Genomic DNA, 18,099 nt, shown 5'->3' with positions numbered 1-18,099 from the left:
AACCTATAGATCTATTTCGTGCCCAATTTTTCATTTAACTCTCGGATGGAATCCACTTTGATTTGCGCAAAACCAAGCTTTTTGGATTCTTTTTCGCGCTCTGCTTTTCTGGTCACATTCCTGGTCTCTCCCATCAAGCCTACTTCGCCAAACAGACAAGAATCCTTGCCAAAACTCTTGTTCATAGCCGAGGAAATTATCGCGGCGCAAACTGCCAAATCAGCAGCCGGCTCCTTCAATTTCATGCCGCCGACAACATTCAAATATATGTCGTGATTGGACAGGTCGAGTCCGCCGTTTTTACTGACGACTGCTGCAAGTAAATTTAAACGGTTCAAGTCAAAGCCCGAGCTAGTCCTCTTGGGATAGCCAAAGTGGGTTGGGACGACGATTGCTTGAATCTCGACCAAGAGCGGCCTGGTGCCCTCTATCGCTACCGTGACTACACTGCCTGGCCCTTCCTGCCGTTCGGAGAGGAAAAGTTCAGACGGATTTGTAACTTCGACCATTCCCTTGCCCTGCATTGAAAATATTCCAATTTCATCGGTCGCTCCAAAGCGATTCTTCACCCCTCGCAAAATTCGCGCATCATTGAATCGTTCACCCTCAAGATATAGGACTGTGTCGACTAAATGCTCCAAAATCTTCGGCCCAGCCAAATTTCCCTCTTTTGTGACATGACCAATTTCGAAGACCGGGATGCCACTACTTTTGGCAAATTGCTGAAGAATGATCCCGCACTCTCTGACCTGGACAATGCTCCCAGCAGTCGCGTCATAATTGTCAGAAGTCACCGTCTGGATCGAATCAATAATTAATAATTTTGGTTTATTCTTGCGCGCCAGATCTAGTACAGCTTCAACATTGGGCTCAGACAAAAGTGTAATATCGCTCTGGCCCACGCCGAGACGGTCAGCTCTCATCTTGATCTGCTGGGCTGATTCTTCAGCCGAATTGTACATCACTCCGCCAACAGACGAAGCCACTTGCAAGATCAACGTTGACTTGCCTATCCCCGGCTCCCCACCGATTAACGTAATCGATCCTGGGACTATTCCGCCTCCCATGACACGGTCAAATTCTGATATGCCGGTCAATATTCTCGAAAAATCATCCGCTTTGATCTCGGCAATTTTGTATAGAGAAACATCTCGGCTGGCTCGACTAGCCTTGGCGCTAGAACTTTCAATCTTTAACTCTTTGAGAGAATTCCAGGCACCGCACATCGAACACTTCCCCGCCCAGACCGGGAATTCATTGCCACACTGATCACATAGATAAATTATTGTTGGTTTCTTCGCCATACCGAAATTATACCGCAATATTATCATGAACACCTAATGTTATGATTGCATCGACTGGATATTTAATTACCAGTGTGAGATAATGACACTGTTACGCGATATTTAAGCGAGGATAACATGAAAAAACGTACTCTTAATTTAAGCGAGGATAACATGAAAAAACGTACTCTTATTATTAGTGGGGCCATCATCTTGGTCATAGCGGCAGGGCTTACCTATCTGGGGATGTCCGGTAAAATCCGATTCTCTGCGTCATCTGCAAAGCTTTATCCGATCCTTGTTGAGACAAGTTCACCACTTAAAGTTACGGAAACATCGGCACTGCTTCAAGGCATAACTTCAAAGGCCTCGGGGGGTACAAGCGCACAATTAGTAACTGTTCGCGGTTTTCAATTCGGCCTCAGCGACACGGTTTATAATACAATGTATGACACTGGCAGTTTCGCGGTAAACAGTACTTACACCAAGGCTATCGGTTTTACCGGCCTGGAGCCCAACACTTCCTATTACGTTCGAGCCTTTGCTGGAATCTATGAGATCAAAGATGGTACTTATGCCGGCAATCAAACTGGTAATGTTTATGGAAAATGGGTCAAATTCCAAACAGGTGGAAATAATGTTTCGGCAGCAATTATTCAAACAATAATGCCAAAAGGCATCGAAGCGACGACAGCATCATTGGTCGGAAAAATTGTAAATGCTGGCGGCAAAACATTTATTGGCACGGGCTTTGATTATGGTGTAAGCAAGGACAAACCGACAAGAATTACAACCACAAGCGTCTTCAAAGATTCATTGGATATCAAAGATCTGAGCCCTGGTGTTACATATTTTGTTCGTGCCTTTGCTGGCGAACAAGGCCCAGATTATATTTGTATGCCTGGTGGACCAGCTTGCCCACCTTTCCTGAGCAACGATAAGTTCAACACATTCGGAGAATGGATAACTTTCTCAACGCCAAGTCCAGCCCTGCCACAAGCAACTGCGCCAAAAGTAACTACTCTTGCACCCACTAATATTGGTGCAAATTCAGTATTGCCTCATGGCGACATTACCTCGATAGGCGGGACGCCAGTGACCAAAAGAGGGTTTAAGGTATCGAGAGTCAAAGGCACTGCGCAAGCAGATTATAGCGACACTGGTAGCTTCAACATCGGCGAATTCACCAAGACCAATGTCAATCTTTATTACTCAGATACCACCTACTATATTCAAGCCTATGCAACAAACGCGATGGGCACAACCTACGGAGATTGGGTCGAATTCAAATCATTGTCCAAGTAACCCAAGTTTTCTTTAGCGGAAGATCTCCGAAGGATACGGGATTAGCATCAAACAGAAAACCGAGCAGACTTTAGAGTTGGCTCGGTTTTTTTATGAGATTCATTGTGGTTGACTATTCCGAGCGAAAATTTTTATTTCAGAAAAAAGCTTTTTTTCATTAATCTATTCGCTTCCGACACAAACTCGTCTGCATTCAAGTCATAGTTAGCAGCAATCTCTTTGAGCTTGTGAGTTTTTAATGGATTGCGTACCTCGGTAACTTTGTTTTTGGCCCCTAACTTTTTGCCCAATTTATGGAAGAACTTCCATCTTAATGTATATTTGGGAAACATATACGCCAAGCCGACCAGATACAAAAAATAATTTATCGGTAAAGATATTTTCTTGTGCCCCGACCACAAAGCTCGAGTATAGGTATAGCTGATATCAGAATATTCACTCCAGCGATTGATTATCCCCCGAGCCTCATGCAACTCTTCAAGCTCCTCGGCAATATCATTTTCGTGCCATGCCAAATCATGCCTTGGCATGTCCAAATAATTGTGCCAAATTAGAATAATTAAATTCATTTATTCCTCATTATTTCTCTCATTGTATTCCATTATGCTATCACAGTCCAATCCGACCATTCCCAATGGTTAACTTTGAAATCTAATTTAAAAATCGCCAAGGCATGATGACCTTGGCGAAAGAAATAGAATTATTATCTTTAGTACCCCATATCGAACGGGTCCAAAGATTTGATCGGATTTGTGATTAACTCCCCAAACCCCAAACAAATTTGGCTAATTAGTCTCGAATCTTCAGCATCTGAGTTTTTCTTGACTATTTTGTTGATGTACGACTTAGCGCGTGTGTTGTCGAGACCGACATTGGTCATAAACAACACAGCGAAGCCATACTCCATCGTGTCTGGGTCGTTTTCGGCCCAGTACTTTACCATTTCGTCAACAATTGGGTCGATCTCCGCCTTAACTTTCTTTCCGGAAACATTTGCCAAGAGCGACAGCTCCAGGGCCTTGTCTCCGTGTGTTCCTCCGCGGTCTTCAATCTGAACTTTTGTCCACTTAGTCAGTTCATCGTCAAAGGACTGAGAGCCCTCTGTGCATCTGGCCAATGATTCAAGGAAATGACGTGCCATTGCCGCAGTATAGTCAACGTTCTTCGGATCGAATACTTCCTCGAACATGTAGTCTTTGGCCACCTTACGGAAGAAGGTCTCATCGACGAAATAGCACATGATTATCGCGGCAACAGTTATATCCTCATCATCGATCTTTTTGGCAGAATCGATAATAGTTTTTGCGATTCCCATCGCTTCCTTCGCCTTCCCCATACTTTTGAGAGCGGGCAAAGTAACCATCGCCAACTGAAGATCGAGCTTGGACTCAGATACTGCCCTGAGCTTGGTCGCTTCGATTAGAGAAGCGAGATCCTTCTCCTCGACTTTGACTTTAGACGGAGTTATTTTCCCGTTTAACAGTACACCGCTGATCAATGACGGATCAGTAATTTGACCAGTCACACCCAGACTTATAAGCGAACAGAAGAAAGTGGCGGTGTCGTTAAACTCTTTACTATCTTCTTGATCATCTGGTCCGTAACATTCAGTCGCCTCGCGAAAGGCTGCCTTCGAGATTTTTGGATCGATCAATACCCCATAAAAACCTATCTTCTGGAGATATTGCCGCTTTAGATCTTTGTCGATCATGATCCGTGTATCAGCAAAAGCTCCCTGAAAGAAAGATAGGCCAATCTGCTGTGAACCGATAATTGTCCACGCCTTAGAGATGGAAAGACCAAACTCTGCGCACATAAATGCAATCGCATCGTTTCTGTCATCCCTCTCAGTCTCGGGGTCTATCTTCTCCCCATCCTCTGGCGGAAATGCGTCTTGATATTTCAACATCTCCGTCATCATGTCGACCAGGCCAGTGCGCCACTTGACAGCATCTATCGGAAGTTCCTTGGATAATACTTTTGATTCCTCAGAGTTCTTCGACCGAGCTATTATTTCGGCCGCAAGGTACTGATTCACCATCTTGGAAATCCGTGGTATGAACTTCTGCACCACCTGCCGCTGTTCTTTCGTCATCTCTTTCGGCAAGCCGGAGTCGATGATTCTTCTGAAGTCGTTCTGTAGCATTTGCCACGACTTCATTGGGTTTTCTTCTGCATAACCAAGTTCGGCTACGCGTCGGAGAGACTGTGCGTTATTCTTGTCGACCTTTGTCGACAGATACATCGCCATATCGGCGACTTTGGCGTTTGAGGCCAAAGCCTGTGAACTAATTAGGCAGATCGCAAGAATTGCCCAGAGCAATTTAAACATCACTATTCCCCTTATCAAGACAAATCACAGCGAACTTATTCGCTGTGTCACAATCTCGACAAGGTCGTCTCCCAATTCTGCATACTATATCGATCTAGACGAATTTTGTCAATGTTTTGGTCACGTGTTTCAGCGTCCTCTTGGAAATGCTCCCAGAAAATTATCCACAAAAAACACTGGGAAATCTTTCTTCCTTGTGCAACTCTCTTTTTTTTTGCTAATCCGGCCCCTTGGGAGAACTTCCCCGAAAGCTAATCTATTTCAAAGCTTTTAGCCAGATTTTGTCTCCATCCGCATCCGTTCTCGTCATGTATAGAGCAAAGCCATCTCCTGCAACCCAGTTCACCAACTCTTCTTTGGCGCCAAGCGAATATCGTGAATCTTCTTTAGTGATAATATCTCGAACATTTATGTATCTACTATCAGCCCCAAGCGACATTTTGTAGACTTTGCCGTCTACGAGCTGACCATTTGCTTCGGCCCCGGTCAGAATAGTCTTTCCAGCTGAAAGCTGATAGATCGCGACGTCCCCAGAATCATATTTTACAAAGTCGCCGTCGAAGCTCACCAATCTTATGGACCCATTTGTGTATGGATTTTCTGCTGACGTTTCGTTTGAAATATCGATAATGGTAGTGATTTCTTCACTTGTCAAGTCATAAAGATTAATTTTTTTACGCAATTCCTTGGCCTGCTCGACGAAGACAATCTTTCCCTTTGCGAGTGTTGCTTCTGCAGCGCCACCGTATCTTACATTGTTTGCTCCGCCACCGTTATATCTTGGATCGTCGCTGGCGCCATAAATTTTGAGATTTGAAAGATTTTTTTCTGCCCCAGTTTTCTTGTTATATAGATAAATCCCTCTTGCGCCTGTTGTGTAATCGAGCTCCTTGGCGGCATATTCTAGTAACATACTATCCCCAGAAATACCCAATATGTTTGCCACCAAGCTCTTTACTAATACTTTGGTGCTTGCGTCGCCTGATTGAAAATACAGACTTCGATCCTCTACCCAGTAGATCCCTTCATCGGTTGCAAGGTAGCTTTCGATAGAGCCTGCGCCTTTGTCTCCAGTCGTTTCAGAAAGCTGAAATACTTCTCCAGTGGACTTAGCCTCATCAAAATCAAATTCAAATAAATCCCACTGATTTTCTGGATATTTCGGTGCCTCTTTTGTATGCTCGACCCAGAGTGCCCGGCCGCTTACAATCGCAAGCTTTGTTTTCGCGCTTGTAGTCTTGGTCAGGCTGTTCTTGACCGTAAAATCGTAAGCTTTAGCACCGAGAACTTCAGCATACTTTTGTTTGTCGGCACGATAGTCGATCGCGTTCTTGAACGAGTAAACACCAACAGAAATACCAAAAAATACGAAAAACGATAGCAGCAAAGTCAGAAATATTCGAAAAAAACCAATTTGTCGGCGGAAACTAAAAAACATTATCAGCGTTGCAACTATTGCGTAGAGCCCGAATCTTTCTAGTAAAATTCTTAAAACGAATGTGACTCTCAGGAAGCCTGGATGGCTAAGCATACTTACAATATTATCGACTAGAAAATATGAACCATACGCAACGGCAATTCCGAGTACGGCGGCAATAGAATAGAAAATGATACTCATTTTCTTGCTCGGCTTCGCTGCCTGGACTTGTGACTGAATTTGTTCATCCATTCCACTCCTAATTCTATAGATTAATATTTGTAATAATCAACTGAATAATTGGATTCTGGCTACACCAGATAAATTTCCTTGTTGTACTCACCGACTCCGACGAACTCTGCCTTCCCGGCCAGAATCTTTTCCATTGCCTCGCAGGCGTAGCAGCCAGAGCGCTCGCAAGCAAAATCATTTTTGCGACGGGCTTCCTTAATTTTCAAAGCCACTTCCATCACTCTTTTCTCGGACTCTGTGCTATCTGGCAAATCAAAATCAGCTATCTCCCCCTTGTCCAAGTACCAATAGCTCGCCTTCTTGGTTCTGCGTTTTTGGCAATTCTCCAGAAGCAGTCGATAAATGGCCAGCTGGAGTGAGTTTCCTGACTCCTCATTTTTGCCAGTTTTGAAGTCAACAATATCGACAGTGTCATCCTCTGAATTGTATTTGATCCAGTCGATCTTACCGCAGAGAATAATGTTATCTTTCTCAGACAGCCAATACCAGGGCAAATCTTCCTTGAGCTTGATCGCCTTTTCCAATATCGGTCCAGGATTCTTCTCTACATTTCCGAGCATCGTGAGCGCCCGATCCTTGTACTGCATTTCCTCCATATCGTCCTTAAATCCACCCATTTTGCCATGGACCTTCTGCCATTTGATATTGAGTAATACTTTCAACGGAATATCGAATCTCTTCTCGACTGGCAATTCCGAAAGTGATTCGAGCACCTCGTGGACTACCTGACCGAGTGCTAAGTGTGGATTGGTAATCGAAATTTTTCGACCGGTCTTGGGATTCTTGTAAATGTTATTAAGAAAATACAACCTCGGACAGCGAAGATAATCATTGATCGATGAATGGGAAACCCAAATTGCACTAAATTTATCTGCTGGCATTCTTATCCCAACTTTGACTTGCTCTCATATCTTGTACGTTCATGCTTAATTTGTCCTCGCCTTGCCAGGTGTCGAGATTTAGATTGAACACAATATCATACCTTTTCTTATCGCTAATAATATTCTTGTCATATGGGAAGTTAAAGCAGATTAATTTCAACCTGTGCGGATTGTCCCCCACCACGGCCGAGAAGTGATTGCTCTCTTTGCCGATAAATTTGCTAAATTTAAGTTCAGTGTTGCTAGCGACAAATACTGGCTTGCTGTTACCCATCCCATAGGGTTCAAATTGTAATAACTTTTCATACAAAGTCTTGGTCATTTCCGAAAGATGTACTTCGGCATCAATTTTGAGCTTCCTAATCATCTGTTCATCACTAATTTCCTTGTTAGCAATATCCTCTATAGCGGTTGTAAATTGTTCAAGCTTGTCTTCGGATATTGTAATGCCCGCCGCCGCTTTGTGCCCACCAAATTTGAGAATTGTATCTTTCACCCGTTCAAATAGTTCGACAATATTGATGGCGCTGATACTTCTGGCACTTCCAGTCAGTGTGTCTTTCTCTCTAGAAAATAATATGACCGGCCGATTATACTTCTCGACCAATCGACTGGCCGATGGCCCGATCACGCCCTTCTGCCAATCGCCGACCACTATTAGTATTTTATTCTTGGTTAAATTTTTTTCCTCAACCTGCGCGATCGCCTCTTTCTCAACCTTGTCCATTTCACCCTGGCGCTCTTCGTTCTTGGTGTTCAACCATTTGGCTAGATCTAGCGCTTCTTTTTCATCTTCAGAGACAAGCAATTCGAATGATTTGGTCGCGTGATCGATCCGACCAGGTGCGTTGATCCGGGGGCCAATTTGAAATCCAACATGATAGGCTTGGATAGCCTTGGGGTCTATACCTGCAACATCAATTAATTTGGAAAGCCCTAGATTTTTGGTCTTGCGCATCACCATCAAGCCAAATTTGGCCAAGACTCTGTTCTCCCCAATCAATGGGACAACGTCAGAAATGGTCGAGATAGCAACCAGATCGAGATTCCATTTCAAAAATTTCTCATCTAGCTCCTTTGGGAAATATTTGGCTAACGCCTGTATTACTTTGAATCCTACGGCACAACCGCAAAGCTCTTTGAAGGGATATCCATCTCCCTTTTGTTTGGCGTTGATCAGAAATTTTGGCTTTGGCAATTCGTCTCCTGGCAGATGGTGGTCGGTGATGATCAGATCAACGCCAATTTTTTCACAATATTCTGCCTCTTTGATATTTCTAATTCCCAAGTCTATCGTCACGATAAGTGAACATTTGTTTTCGACTAAATAATCTATGCCTTCGGGCGAAAGGCCATAACCGCCTTCACGGTTGGGAATATAGACAACAGTTTTGATCCCGATTTTGCGTAATGCTCGATAGAGAAGAGCCGCGCCAGGAATGCCATCAGCGTCATAGTCAGCAAATATGCCGACCGTTTCCCCCGCCTCGTGGGCCTTCTTGATTCTTCCTACTGCTCCCTCCATGTCCTTCAACAAAAATGGATCATGGACTCCGCTGTCAAAATTGGGATGGAAAAATTCTAACTTCTTTTCCTCATCTTTTTCATCATCAATCAGCCCGCGATTATATAACAGTTGATCAATCAAATCATCAAATTTTCGCGGGGTCACTTCCCAGATTTTATTTATAATACGCCCATCCGTCGATTCTCAAATCGACATATTCATGAATTTCTGGCCGCCTCTCGACCATCACAAGCTTCAGATTGTCTAGCTGTTTCTTGCTCGAACGAAGAGAGTTGAGTTTGATATAGAATCCAGCGTCAGTATAGAGATTTAGGTCAAAGGTCGTCTCGGTAACCTCAAAGTGGTCTGGCTTAATATTGACGGCATCAAAGAGTCCACTCTGAATATTGACGACAAAAGCAATCAGGTTTGGCGAAGCCAAAAGTTGCCCTGGCTTGACCGAGAGGCCCTTCTTGTCGACAACTATCGGCAACTTGTCGCCCTCAGCTCCCACAACTTGCCTCGTCACCTCACCCTGGCTACTGACCAAATATTTATTTTCTCCACTTTGCCAGACGATTTTGCCATCCCGCTCGTTGATCACAATTTTAAGAGCGTTGGGTATGCCGCGGAATACTTCGACTTCTCGGATTTCCGGAAAGTCGCGAACTAACTTCGATTTTAATGCGGTCACATTGAGCCGAAAAATATTGCCCCGAGGAACCTCGGCTATAATCTGATCCTTTGAGACCAGACTACTTCCCTCGACAAGAACGTCTTGGATATAAAATCTTGGGGAGAAGAGGACAAAATAAACAAGGTACCCGAGGATCGCAACAACCAAAAAATATTTGAGACTTTTAAAAGAGAAAGAAATTTTCTTCTCCTCTTTGGGCTCGAATATGAGCGACGAGCGATATTTGCGATAATTATGTTGCTTGATTATCTATGCCTCCTCACCACTGACCAATATATTCCACTTCCTCTTCCAGGTTGACACCGCACTTATCAGCCACGGCCAGCTTGGCCTTTTCGGCCAAGAGTCGGATATCATCGGCAGAGGCTCGCTTCTTGTTGACCAGGAAATTGGCGTGTTTGCGGGAAAAAGTTGCCCCGCCAATTTTCATTTTTTTGGCTCCAGATTTTTCAAGTAAATATCCAGCTGCCATCTCCTTGCCAATTCCAGGATTTCGAAAGAAGCTACCCGCCGAAGATTCGTCCAGCGGCTGATTCTTCTTTTTCATATGGATAGTCTCTTTCATTGATTGCATGATTTCGTCTTTTCGACGGCGAATTAGCTGGAGAGTAGCGGTCAATATCACTGGGGTAAAAGCGTCTTTGCTCTTATTTTTCTTGAGCCTAGAAGTCCTATATCCGAATTGCATCCACTCTTTGTCGTGCTTCTCGATCACCAACTTATCATCCTTTTTCACGAGCATTGTGACTGATTTGACATACTCTCCGATTGTGGAGCTCGGCGATCCAGCGTTGCCATAAATCGCGCCGCCGACAGTGCTTGGGATGCCCGCCAGGAACTCCAGTCCCCCCAAGTCACGCCCAGCCGCTAAATTGATCAGTCTACCCAGAGAGACTCCTGAATCGGCGATCACAACTGAGGATTCAGGAGTTAGAATAATATTACTGCTTGAATTTTTGATCACTAGTCCTGCCACACCGGCATCGGATGGGACGATATTGTAGCCCCCGCCAAGTACGAAAAAGGGAATACTCTTCTTGTCGGCCGCTACGATTGCCTTGGTCAGTGATTCAATATCTTTGGCCTCATAAAACATTTCGGCCGCGCCCCCTACTTTCAAACTGACGAAGTCCTTGAGCGGGACATTGAACTTGACCTCATCGCCCAATTCACGAATAAAATAATTTTTCATATCAGTCATTTTTGCCTCCCAATAAAATCTCTGAAATTTTGTAGACTGGAGGTATGCCGATGGTGAGAAGAACGGAGTCTTTGTCCAATTCCTTGGTCAGAAATTCTGCAATCTCCTGGTCGGTTTCGATAAATTTGGCCCTGTCTCCTCGGTCGTTTATCTTCTTGACCAAATCTTGTGAGCTAACTGGCAGCTCTTCGTCCCGGCCTGGGACGAAAAAGATAGGTTTTAGAATTGTCAGATCTGCGTCATGAAAACTTGCAGCAAATTCATCAAGCAAAGGAAGAATGCGTTTGTATTGATGCGGCCAGAAGACAACGATTCTTTTCTTGTCGTGATATCTCTCCTTCAATGCGGCCAAAGTCGCTTTTATCTCTGTGGGATGATGACCATAATCATCAATCAAGTCCGCACCTTGGAAATTACCCAGGAGTTCGAATCTTCTGTGGGCGCCCTGGAACTTGGATAGAGCAGTCGCGACTATTTTTCCATCAATCCCCAGACAATCAGCCAGAGCCTTAACGGCCAAGGCGTTTAGCGAATTATGAACTCCGGGGACAGAAAGCTGAAAATCTAATTTGTCATACTCAGTATGATTTCCGTACCAGATTACCTTGGCTTTTGTTTCGGACTGTTCAATTACTTCCCTTACATTATCGTCGTCCTTGCAGGCAATAATAGTTCCCTTCGGAGATACGTTTTCTAGATATGTTGAGAAAGCTTTTTTGATCTCTGGCAAACCGCCTGGATAAGTGTCGAGATGCTCCTCTTCAATATTGGTCAGAATCAGAATTTCAGGATGAAAATCGAGGAAGCTTCTGTCGTATTCGCAGGCCTCGAGGACGAACCAATCGCTCTGGCCTATCCTAATCACGTCGTTGTTGAAGTCTAATACCTGGTCTCCGACCAGTACTGTAGGGTCAAATCCAGCCGCTTCCAAAACCAAGCCAGCCATCGAAGTGACAGTAGTCTTGCCATGCATGCCAGAGATGGCGATAAGGCGTTTGTTTTCGGTCAACTGTCCTATTAGCTTAGAGCGTTTGATCACTTTGGCACCCTGCTTTTCGGCTTGATCCACCTCTACCCAACCAGGTGACCCCGGGCTAACGGCTGAAGTTCTGACAACTACATCTGCGCCAAAAGGGACATTGGCAGCACTGTGTCCACCCGTCTTCAAATCCGAGCCTGAGACGGTATGACCCAGATGGCTTAAATATTTCGCAAGGCCTCTCATCGAGACGCCCTGATCTCCGATCAAATGATATTTCATACTATTTCTCTATTTCGTTAAGTATAGACTCTGTAATCACAAGAAGCGCGTTGCTTCCAAAATATTCCTTTGCCTTCGATACCATCCTATCACACTTTTCCGGATCAGCCATCAAGCCATTGATTTTCCGTATTAACAAATCGGCGTTCAAGTCCTTCTGCTCAATCATGACGCAAGCACCTTCTTTCTCCAAGGCCTGGCCGTTCTTCAATTGATGATCAGCGGAAGCGTGAGGATAAGGGATCAAGATCAGAGGCAAACCTACAGCAGTCGCTTCGGCAGGGAAAGTAATGCTGGCGCGTCCAACAAAGAGATCACTCGCTCGATAGACAGAATATATGCCATCCGCCCCAGATTCATGTGGGAAAAAACTTCGGACTATATAACTCTCCTTGGTTTCATCGTCCAGTGACTCTCTAAATTTGGTCATTTTGTCGAAGTCAAAGTCCCCTGTCTGATGTATGATATTGTATGATTTTGCCAGGGAGACGACAGATGATTTGACCACATCATTGATTGCGATCGCGCCCTGGCTTCCACCTGTCACAAATATTGTGGGCTTGGCATTGTCGAAGAGACTTTTGGTTTTTTCCTGTTTCAAAAGCAAGGTCGGAATAAATTGGCCAGCAAAAATCAGCTTGTCGCTATGAAGATCCTTGTAGTTTTCTGTTTTGAATCCAACGAATACTTTGGTCGCACCTTTGGCCGCATATTTGTTGGCTTCTCCCATTTCAATATCAGATTCGTGGATAAAATATGGAATCTTGAGCTTCTTGGCCCAATATATGACCGGCAATGAAACATAGCCGCCTTTGGAGAATATTAAATCAGGCTTCAGATCAGATAGTATTTTGCGGGCTTGTGCCCGTCCGACAAAATATTTCCTGATTTCATTGATGATTTTGAAGGTAAAGGCCCGATGCAATTTGCCCGTCTCAATCGCGATATAATCCGAGTTACCACCAAAAAATTGACCCTCAATCAGTGTCCCGCCACCGACTACCTTGATAGTGAGCGACTTGTCTGATTCCTTGAGCTTCTCATACAGCTCAAATATGGGCACAATGTGCCCGCCCGTCCCGCCGCCAACCAACAAAATTGTTTTTTCTTTGGTCATCTTGACTTTCTACTTTCAACTTATCTATCCGTAGTATGTTTAGAAATATTTGAGAGTACTCCGACCGCTGAAAGGAGGATTATAACTGATGTTCCGCCATAGCTGATGAAGGGCAGTGGGATTCCGGTAAGTGGGACGAGGGAGAACATGGCGGAGATGTTGATCGCCATCTGGGCGAAGAGCCAGAAAGTAATACTAGCGGCCAACAAACGCGAGAAGATATCTGGAGCGCGCAGTGCGATCTTGAGTCCCCTCATCGCGATGAAGATAAAGACTACGATGATCAGACTGGCTCGGACCATGCCAAGCTCTTCACATATTATAGCAAAAATCGAATCAGTATGAGCCTCTGGCAGATAAAGATATTTTTGCCGACTCTGGCCAAATCCCAAACCCCAAAGTCCGCCCGACCCAATAGCAATCAGGGCGTTCTTGATATGATAGCCGGAACTCAAACTATCATTTTCAGGATTTAGAAAAGTTAAAAAACGTTGCATCCGATATGGCTCGATCTTGACCGCCAGCCAGACAAGAGCCGCCGCCAGGGCGCCACCAGAAAAAATCTGAGACAGGGGCGCGCCCGCCATGATAAACATTCCGGCCGAGATGATCACAAATATGGCAAGAGTTCCAAGATCTTTCTCCAACAACATAAAGCCAGCGATGATACCTACGATGCCGACAAAACTCCAGAAGGACTCCTGTATCTTCTTCTGATTTTCACCCTTCTGGGCAAACCAGGCAGCAAGATAGAAAATAAATGTTAGCTTTGCTAATTCAGCTGGCTGGAAATTAAAACCAAGAAAATCGATCCAGCGGCCAGCCCTAGCTATGCCGAACGGCTCCAAAATAATTGGTAAGGCAAGCAAGCCCAAGGTAGCATAGAACATTTTGCCGGCGTGTTTTAACCAAAAACGGTAATCTATCGCCTGCATCACGATCCAGGCGATAAGGCCGATCGCGACAGTAAAAATCTGTTTTTTGAGATAAAGTTTGTCAGTCGCTCCGTCGGTAACATCAAGAGAATAATATTTCGAGACAGAATAAATCATAATCAGCCCGAAGCAAATCAGTGCGAAGACCGACAACGACAGCCAATAATCAGAATGTTTTCGTCGAACACTATTCATATTATTTATGATTTTCCTATTAACTTCCAAACCTCTTCCTTGAACTTCTCTCCCCTATCTTTGTAATTTTTGAACATATCAAAAGAGGCGCAGGCTGGAGAGAATATGACTAAGTCGCCAATTCCGGCCGACTCCTTAGCCTGTCTGACAATCAAGTCTAGAGTTTCCTCTCCCTTAATTATTTTGCCCGCAAAGCCCATTTTCTCAAGCGCTTGATTGATTCTTGGCCCCTCGACTCCGATAGATATGACTGCCTTGGTATTGGATTTGGCGATGACTCGAGCCATCTCTAAAAAATCGGCTCCTTTTTCGCTTCCACCCAAGATCAAGACTTTTGGCTCATCAAAGGCACTAACTGCAGCTATTGTCGGGCCTGGATTGGTCGAAAATGAATCATTAATAAACTTGATGCCTTGAATCTCGGCTACGGTCTCGAGTCGATGAGGCAAACCCTCAAAATTTTTGATGGCTTCCCTGATCAGATCGAATTTGACACCCAAGAGATCAGCTACGATTGTGGCAGCCGCGATATTCATCAAATTATGCCGCCCGACCAATTTGATTTGGGAGGTAGTACAAATTTCTTTTTTACCGCTTTCAGAGGCCAGATATGCAGAGCCGCTTGAAACAGAAGCGCTGGCCGAGCTGTCCTTGCTAGAGAAATAACGAAGTTGAGACTTCACACTTTTTAGGAAATCTGGGGCAAAAGTTGACTCTTTGTTTAAAACAGCAAAATCAGATTCACTCTGGTATCTCAGTATGCTTTCCTTGGCCCTCCTGTATTCCGCTTCGTCCTTGTGATAATCGAGATGATCGATTTCCAAATTGGTCATGACTGCAATATGCGGGGATGAGTGCAAATCCGCTAATTGAAAGTTTGAGAGCTCGAGGATGACAATATCATCGCTAGCGAGATTCGGAAGCAAATCAAGTGTAGGCGCTCCAATATTACCCGCCAGATATACTTTACTTTCAACTTTTGACTTTTGACTTTTGACTTGAGCTTCTAATATTGAAAATATTAGAGAGCTCGTCGTCCCCTTGCCTTTTGTCCCAGTCACTCCAATAATTTTGCATGGGCAAAGGTCAAAAAATAATTGGATCTGACTCGAAACTTCGACCCCCGCTTGCCTCGCCTCACTAATCATTTTGTCGTCAAAATATACCGACGGGGAACGGAACACGGCATCATACTCTGTCAACAAAGGTAATTTTTCAGCTGCAATATATTTGACCTTTGGATTGTCCAGGACTTTCACCGCTTCCATTCTAGCGTCCCCCAAAAGCTCGGCCAAGACTGCCTCAGACGATTTTTGATCGATAATCTCAATGCTTGTAGCTTCGGCAAGCAAAAAACGAGCTACGGCCTGACCTTCCATACCGAAGCCCAGGACCGCTATTTTCTTGTTGATGTAAGGGTTTGTCATTTTATCTATAAAAGCTGCCACTTCCCACTAATGCTACTGCCAGACCGCAAACCGCAGAGATGGCGCCCAATATCCAAAAACGCATCGTGATCTTGTGCTCCGGCCAACCGATTGCCTCAAGATGATGATGAACTGGGGAGGAAAGAAATATCTTCTTGCCGTGTCGGAGCTTCTTCGAGAGCATTTGGATAATGAAACTTAGGCCTTCAATCGAGAAAACTGATGTAACGACAAAGAGAGCAACGACCGAATTTGTAAGAAACGCCACCACGCCAAGTGTCATACCAAGTGCCATGCTTCCGGTATCGCCCATGAAAAACCTTGCCGGTGGAATGTTAAACCAGAGAAATGCCATCAGCGACCCCATGATCGTGGCGCAAAATACTGCCAAACCAGACTTGCCCTCGACCAATGCGATAATAGCAAAAACAGCGTATGAAAGCGCAAATATTCCTCCCGCTAGACCATCCAGACCATCTGTTTCGTTTGAAGCAAAGGCCATCCAGACCAAGACTCCGACAAAAAGTGGAATATACCAAAGGCCGATCGAAAAGTCTCCCATTGCGGGGATATGAATTGAGTGCCAATCTAGCTTGAAATAAAACCACCAAGCCCCCGCCAGTGCTATCGCCGCATAGATCGGTAATTTCTGTCGTAGAGAAAGACCGCCGCCCTTTTCGCCGACCCCTCTCACATTCATAATATCGTCAATCGCTCCAACTACCCCAGTGGCGACAAGACAAAATAAGGGAAGCCAAGTCGCGTTTCTGGACAAATTGAACAAAATTGTCAGAACTGCGGTCGTAATCCAAATCAGGATTCCGCCCATGGTCGGAGTGCCAGCCTTCTTCTCATGAAGCTTGGCCATAATTGGCGCATCCTTGCTGTCGCGGATAGTCTTGCCAATCTTATTTTTGTAGAGGAAATTGGTCAAAATCGGCGTCCAGACGATCGCGATCAGAAACGCAGCCAGCGAAAACCAAAACATTCGAACCAGTGTCGGGACATCAACAATAAATGTTTCCATAAAAGCCTCTTATTTAATACCTTTCTTTTTGAGCCAAAATCGGCTTTGACGCACCAAGATTTCAGCTGATTTTGACTTGTCAAACAATAATAACTTTGTGATTTCCTCAAAGAAATTGCCATTTTGTGAAGCCTTGATCAGCACCACGTCCTGTGATTTGACGATATTTGCCAGGTCGGCCTCCAAATCTTTTCTGGTCAGATATGATAAAGCGCCATTTCCGCAGACTTCGGCCATCATTTTGGCATTTTTGCCAGCGAAAACAGCCAGATCTGCGATCCCCTTGGCGTAAGCGGCAACCTCGCGATGAGACTGCTCCTCTATCTCGCCAAGTTCGTTCATATTTCCAATGATTGCAACCTTTCGTCCCGAGAAATTTGATAAGACGTCTAGCGCCGCCTTGATCGAGGCCGGGCTGGCGTTGTATGTGTCGTCGAGAATGATAATGCCATCTCTGCCTCGCAATATATTCATCCTGCCTGGCTGAGGTGCAGTTTTCTCTATAGATTTCTTGATCTCAAGTGATTGAATCCCGAAGCGGTTTCCGACGGCAAAGGCAAATAGAGCAGCGTAGACAAAGTGCTCGCCCAAAAGTCTGGATTTGATCGAGATTTTTTGGCCCAGCGTCTCAACTCTGTATTCCGTCCCCGACTCTGAGACCTTGATGCTATTAGCTCGAAATTGAGCCGTTTGAGTCTGAATCCCGACAGTGGCTATTCCGGGGAAATCGATCTTGGCAAGACCGGAATCGTCTGCGTTGATAAGGAGTGAACCGTCTTTTTTGATAATATTAGCCATTTCGCGCTTCTCTGCCTGCTGGACTTCTCTCGAAGGAAAATTGGCGATGTGGGCTGGGGCTGTCGAAGTGATAATGCCGATATCAGGGCGCACGATTGTGCCAAAATATTGTATATCGCCCGGACGCTCAACGCCCATTTCCAAGACCAAGTACCTTGGATACTTTTTCTCGAAAGTTCTGAAATATGCTTGGACAAGGAAAAATGGCCAGAGTAATTTGCTTGGTAACTTGTCATAACCCAATATAGTAAGCGGTATTCCTATCTCAGCGTTGAGATTGCCGAAATTGGCTCTGACTTGGTCACCAAAATGATCTCGAAGCGTCTGAGCCACCATCTCTTTGGTCGTGCTCTTGCCGACCGATCCGGTGATCCCGATCACAAACGGTTTGTGGGTCGCAATCACCTTCCGAGCATATGCAGCCAGAGTGAAGTAGATAAATTTTAGAAATACATTTTTCATAG

At 44.8% G+C, this 18,099-nt stretch carries 15 protein-coding genes; 1 reads left to right on the top strand and 14 read right to left on the bottom strand.

The annotated features are described in order from the left end of the window. Positions 1 to 11: 11 nt before the first annotated feature. Positions 12 to 1,304: a DNA repair protein RadA gene (gene radA / locus WC227_02095; protein ID MFA6963485.1), complete on the bottom strand. Its 1,293-nt coding sequence runs from the start codon at positions 1,302 to 1,304 to the stop codon at positions 12 to 14. 153 nt (positions 1,305 to 1,457) lie between these two features. On the opposite strand from radA, the gene WC227_02090 reads away from it, so the two are divergent. Further along, positions 1,458 to 2,588, top strand: a complete 1,131-nt coding sequence (locus WC227_02090; GenBank protein ID MFA6963484.1) for a hypothetical protein — start codon at positions 1,458 to 1,460, stop codon at positions 2,586 to 2,588. A gap of 131 nt (positions 2,589 to 2,719) precedes the next feature. Here WC227_02090 and WC227_02085 read toward each other — a convergent pair whose 3' ends face one another. The 13 genes from WC227_02085 to WC227_02025 all read right to left on the bottom strand — a co-directional run bounded on the left by WC227_02085 (position 2,720) and on the right by WC227_02025 (position 18,097). Then, positions 2,720 to 3,157, bottom strand: a complete 438-nt coding sequence (locus tag WC227_02085) for a hypothetical protein (protein ID MFA6963483.1) — start codon at positions 3,155 to 3,157, stop codon at positions 2,720 to 2,722. 140 nt (positions 3,158 to 3,297) lie between these two features. Next, the gene (locus WC227_02080) at positions 3,298 to 4,920 is read right to left on the bottom strand and encodes a hypothetical protein (protein ID MFA6963482.1); all 1,623 of its coding nucleotides are present in this window, start codon (positions 4,918 to 4,920) and stop codon (positions 3,298 to 3,300) included. A gap of 256 nt (positions 4,921 to 5,176) precedes the next feature. After that, positions 5,177 to 6,589 carry a hypothetical protein gene (locus tag WC227_02075; GenBank protein MFA6963481.1) on the bottom strand — a complete coding sequence of 471 codons (1,413 nt, stop codon included), beginning with the start codon at positions 6,587 to 6,589 and terminating at the stop codon, positions 5,177 to 5,179. Between the two features lie 59 nt (positions 6,590 to 6,648). After that, a complete protein-coding gene (locus WC227_02070) occupies positions 6,649 to 7,470 on the bottom strand; it encodes a PD-(D/E)XK nuclease family protein (protein MFA6963480.1) in 822 nt (273 codons plus the stop codon). Then, positions 7,457 to 9,142, bottom strand: a complete 1,686-nt coding sequence (gene recJ / locus WC227_02065) for a single-stranded-DNA-specific exonuclease RecJ (GenBank protein MFA6963479.1) — start codon at positions 9,140 to 9,142, stop codon at positions 7,457 to 7,459. Before recJ ends, WC227_02070 begins: the two co-directional genes overlap by 14 nt. Before the next feature lie 10 nt (positions 9,143 to 9,152). Further along, positions 9,153 to 9,821: an FtsQ-type POTRA domain-containing protein gene (locus WC227_02060; protein MFA6963478.1), complete on the bottom strand. Its 669-nt coding sequence runs from the start codon at positions 9,819 to 9,821 to the stop codon at positions 9,153 to 9,155. Positions 9,822 to 9,933: 112 nt separating this feature from the next. Continuing rightward, positions 9,934 to 10,875 carry a UDP-N-acetylmuramate dehydrogenase gene (gene murB / locus WC227_02055; GenBank protein ID MFA6963477.1) on the bottom strand — a complete coding sequence of 314 codons (942 nt, stop codon included), beginning with the start codon at positions 10,873 to 10,875 and terminating at the stop codon, positions 9,934 to 9,936. After that, a complete protein-coding gene (gene murC / locus WC227_02050; protein MFA6963476.1) occupies positions 10,868 to 12,136 on the bottom strand; it encodes a UDP-N-acetylmuramate--L-alanine ligase in 1,269 nt (422 codons plus the stop codon). The genes murB and murC overlap by 8 nt, the downstream gene beginning before the upstream one ends. Position 12,137: 1 nt before the next feature. Then, positions 12,138 to 13,253, bottom strand: a complete 1,116-nt coding sequence (locus tag WC227_02045) for a UDP-N-acetylglucosamine--N-acetylmuramyl-(pentapeptide) pyrophosphoryl-undecaprenol N-acetylglucosamine transferase (GenBank protein MFA6963475.1) — start codon at positions 13,251 to 13,253, stop codon at positions 12,138 to 12,140. 20 nt (positions 13,254 to 13,273) lie between these two features. Continuing rightward, a complete protein-coding gene (gene ftsW / locus WC227_02040; GenBank protein ID MFA6963474.1) occupies positions 13,274 to 14,383 on the bottom strand; it encodes a putative lipid II flippase FtsW in 1,110 nt (369 codons plus the stop codon). 5 nt (positions 14,384 to 14,388) lie between these two features. Beyond that, a complete protein-coding gene (gene murD / locus WC227_02035; protein MFA6963473.1) occupies positions 14,389 to 15,810 on the bottom strand; it encodes a UDP-N-acetylmuramoyl-L-alanine--D-glutamate ligase in 1,422 nt (473 codons plus the stop codon). A gap of 1 nt (position 15,811) precedes the next feature. Continuing rightward, positions 15,812 to 16,837, bottom strand: a complete 1,026-nt coding sequence (gene mraY, locus WC227_02030; GenBank protein ID MFA6963472.1) for a phospho-N-acetylmuramoyl-pentapeptide-transferase — start codon at positions 16,835 to 16,837, stop codon at positions 15,812 to 15,814. 9 nt (positions 16,838 to 16,846) lie between these two features. Next, the gene (locus tag WC227_02025) at positions 16,847 to 18,097 is read right to left on the bottom strand and encodes a Mur ligase family protein (GenBank protein MFA6963471.1); all 1,251 of its coding nucleotides are present in this window, start codon (positions 18,095 to 18,097) and stop codon (positions 16,847 to 16,849) included. Between the last annotated feature and the right edge of the window lie 2 nt (positions 18,098 to 18,099).

It is taken from the genome of Patescibacteria group bacterium (assembly GCA_041671645.1).
Taxonomy (GTDB): Bacteria; Patescibacteriota; UBA1384; order XYA2-FULL-43-10; family 1-14-0-10-43-13; genus JBAZBD01.
The sequence above is the reverse complement of the archived record's forward strand: the minus strand, read 5'-3'. Positions and strand labels throughout refer to the sequence as shown.

Excerpts from the sequence above, each read along its gene's own strand:
- murD (MFA6963473.1), bottom strand. The coding sequence starts at position 15,810 with ATGACAAACCCTTACATCAACAAGAAAATAGCGGTCCTGGGCTTCGGT.
- murB (MFA6963477.1), bottom strand. The coding sequence starts at position 10,875 with ATGACTGATATGAAAAATTATTTTATTCGTGAATTGGGCGATGAGGTC.
- WC227_02070 (MFA6963480.1), bottom strand. The coding sequence starts at position 7,470 with ATGCCAGCAGATAAATTTAGTGCAATTTGGGTTTCCCATTCATCGATC.
- WC227_02075 (MFA6963481.1), bottom strand. The coding sequence starts at position 6,589 with ATGGATGAACAAATTCAGTCACAAGTCCAGGCAGCGAAGCCGAGCAAG.
- WC227_02045 (MFA6963475.1), bottom strand. The coding sequence starts at position 13,253 with ATGACCAAAGAAAAAACAATTTTGTTGGTTGGCGGCGGGACGGGCGGG.
- radA (MFA6963485.1), bottom strand. The coding sequence starts at position 1,304 with ATGGCGAAGAAACCAACAATAATTTATCTATGTGATCAGTGTGGCAAT.
- murC (MFA6963476.1), bottom strand. The coding sequence starts at position 12,136 with ATGAAATATCATTTGATCGGAGATCAGGGCGTCTCGATGAGAGGCCTT.
- WC227_02025 (MFA6963471.1), bottom strand. The coding sequence starts at position 18,097 with ATGAAAAATGTATTTCTAAAATTTATCTACTTCACTCTGGCTGCATAT.
- WC227_02085 (MFA6963483.1), bottom strand. The coding sequence starts at position 3,157 with ATGAATTTAATTATTCTAATTTGGCACAATTATTTGGACATGCCAAGG.
- ftsW (MFA6963474.1), bottom strand. The coding sequence starts at position 14,383 with ATGAATAGTGTTCGACGAAAACATTCTGATTATTGGCTGTCGTTGTCG.
- WC227_02090 (MFA6963484.1), top strand. The coding sequence starts at position 1,458 with ATGAAAAAACGTACTCTTATTATTAGTGGGGCCATCATCTTGGTCATA.
- mraY (MFA6963472.1), bottom strand. The coding sequence starts at position 16,837 with ATGGAAACATTTATTGTTGATGTCCCGACACTGGTTCGAATGTTTTGG.
- WC227_02080 (MFA6963482.1), bottom strand. The coding sequence starts at position 4,920 with ATGTTTAAATTGCTCTGGGCAATTCTTGCGATCTGCCTAATTAGTTCA.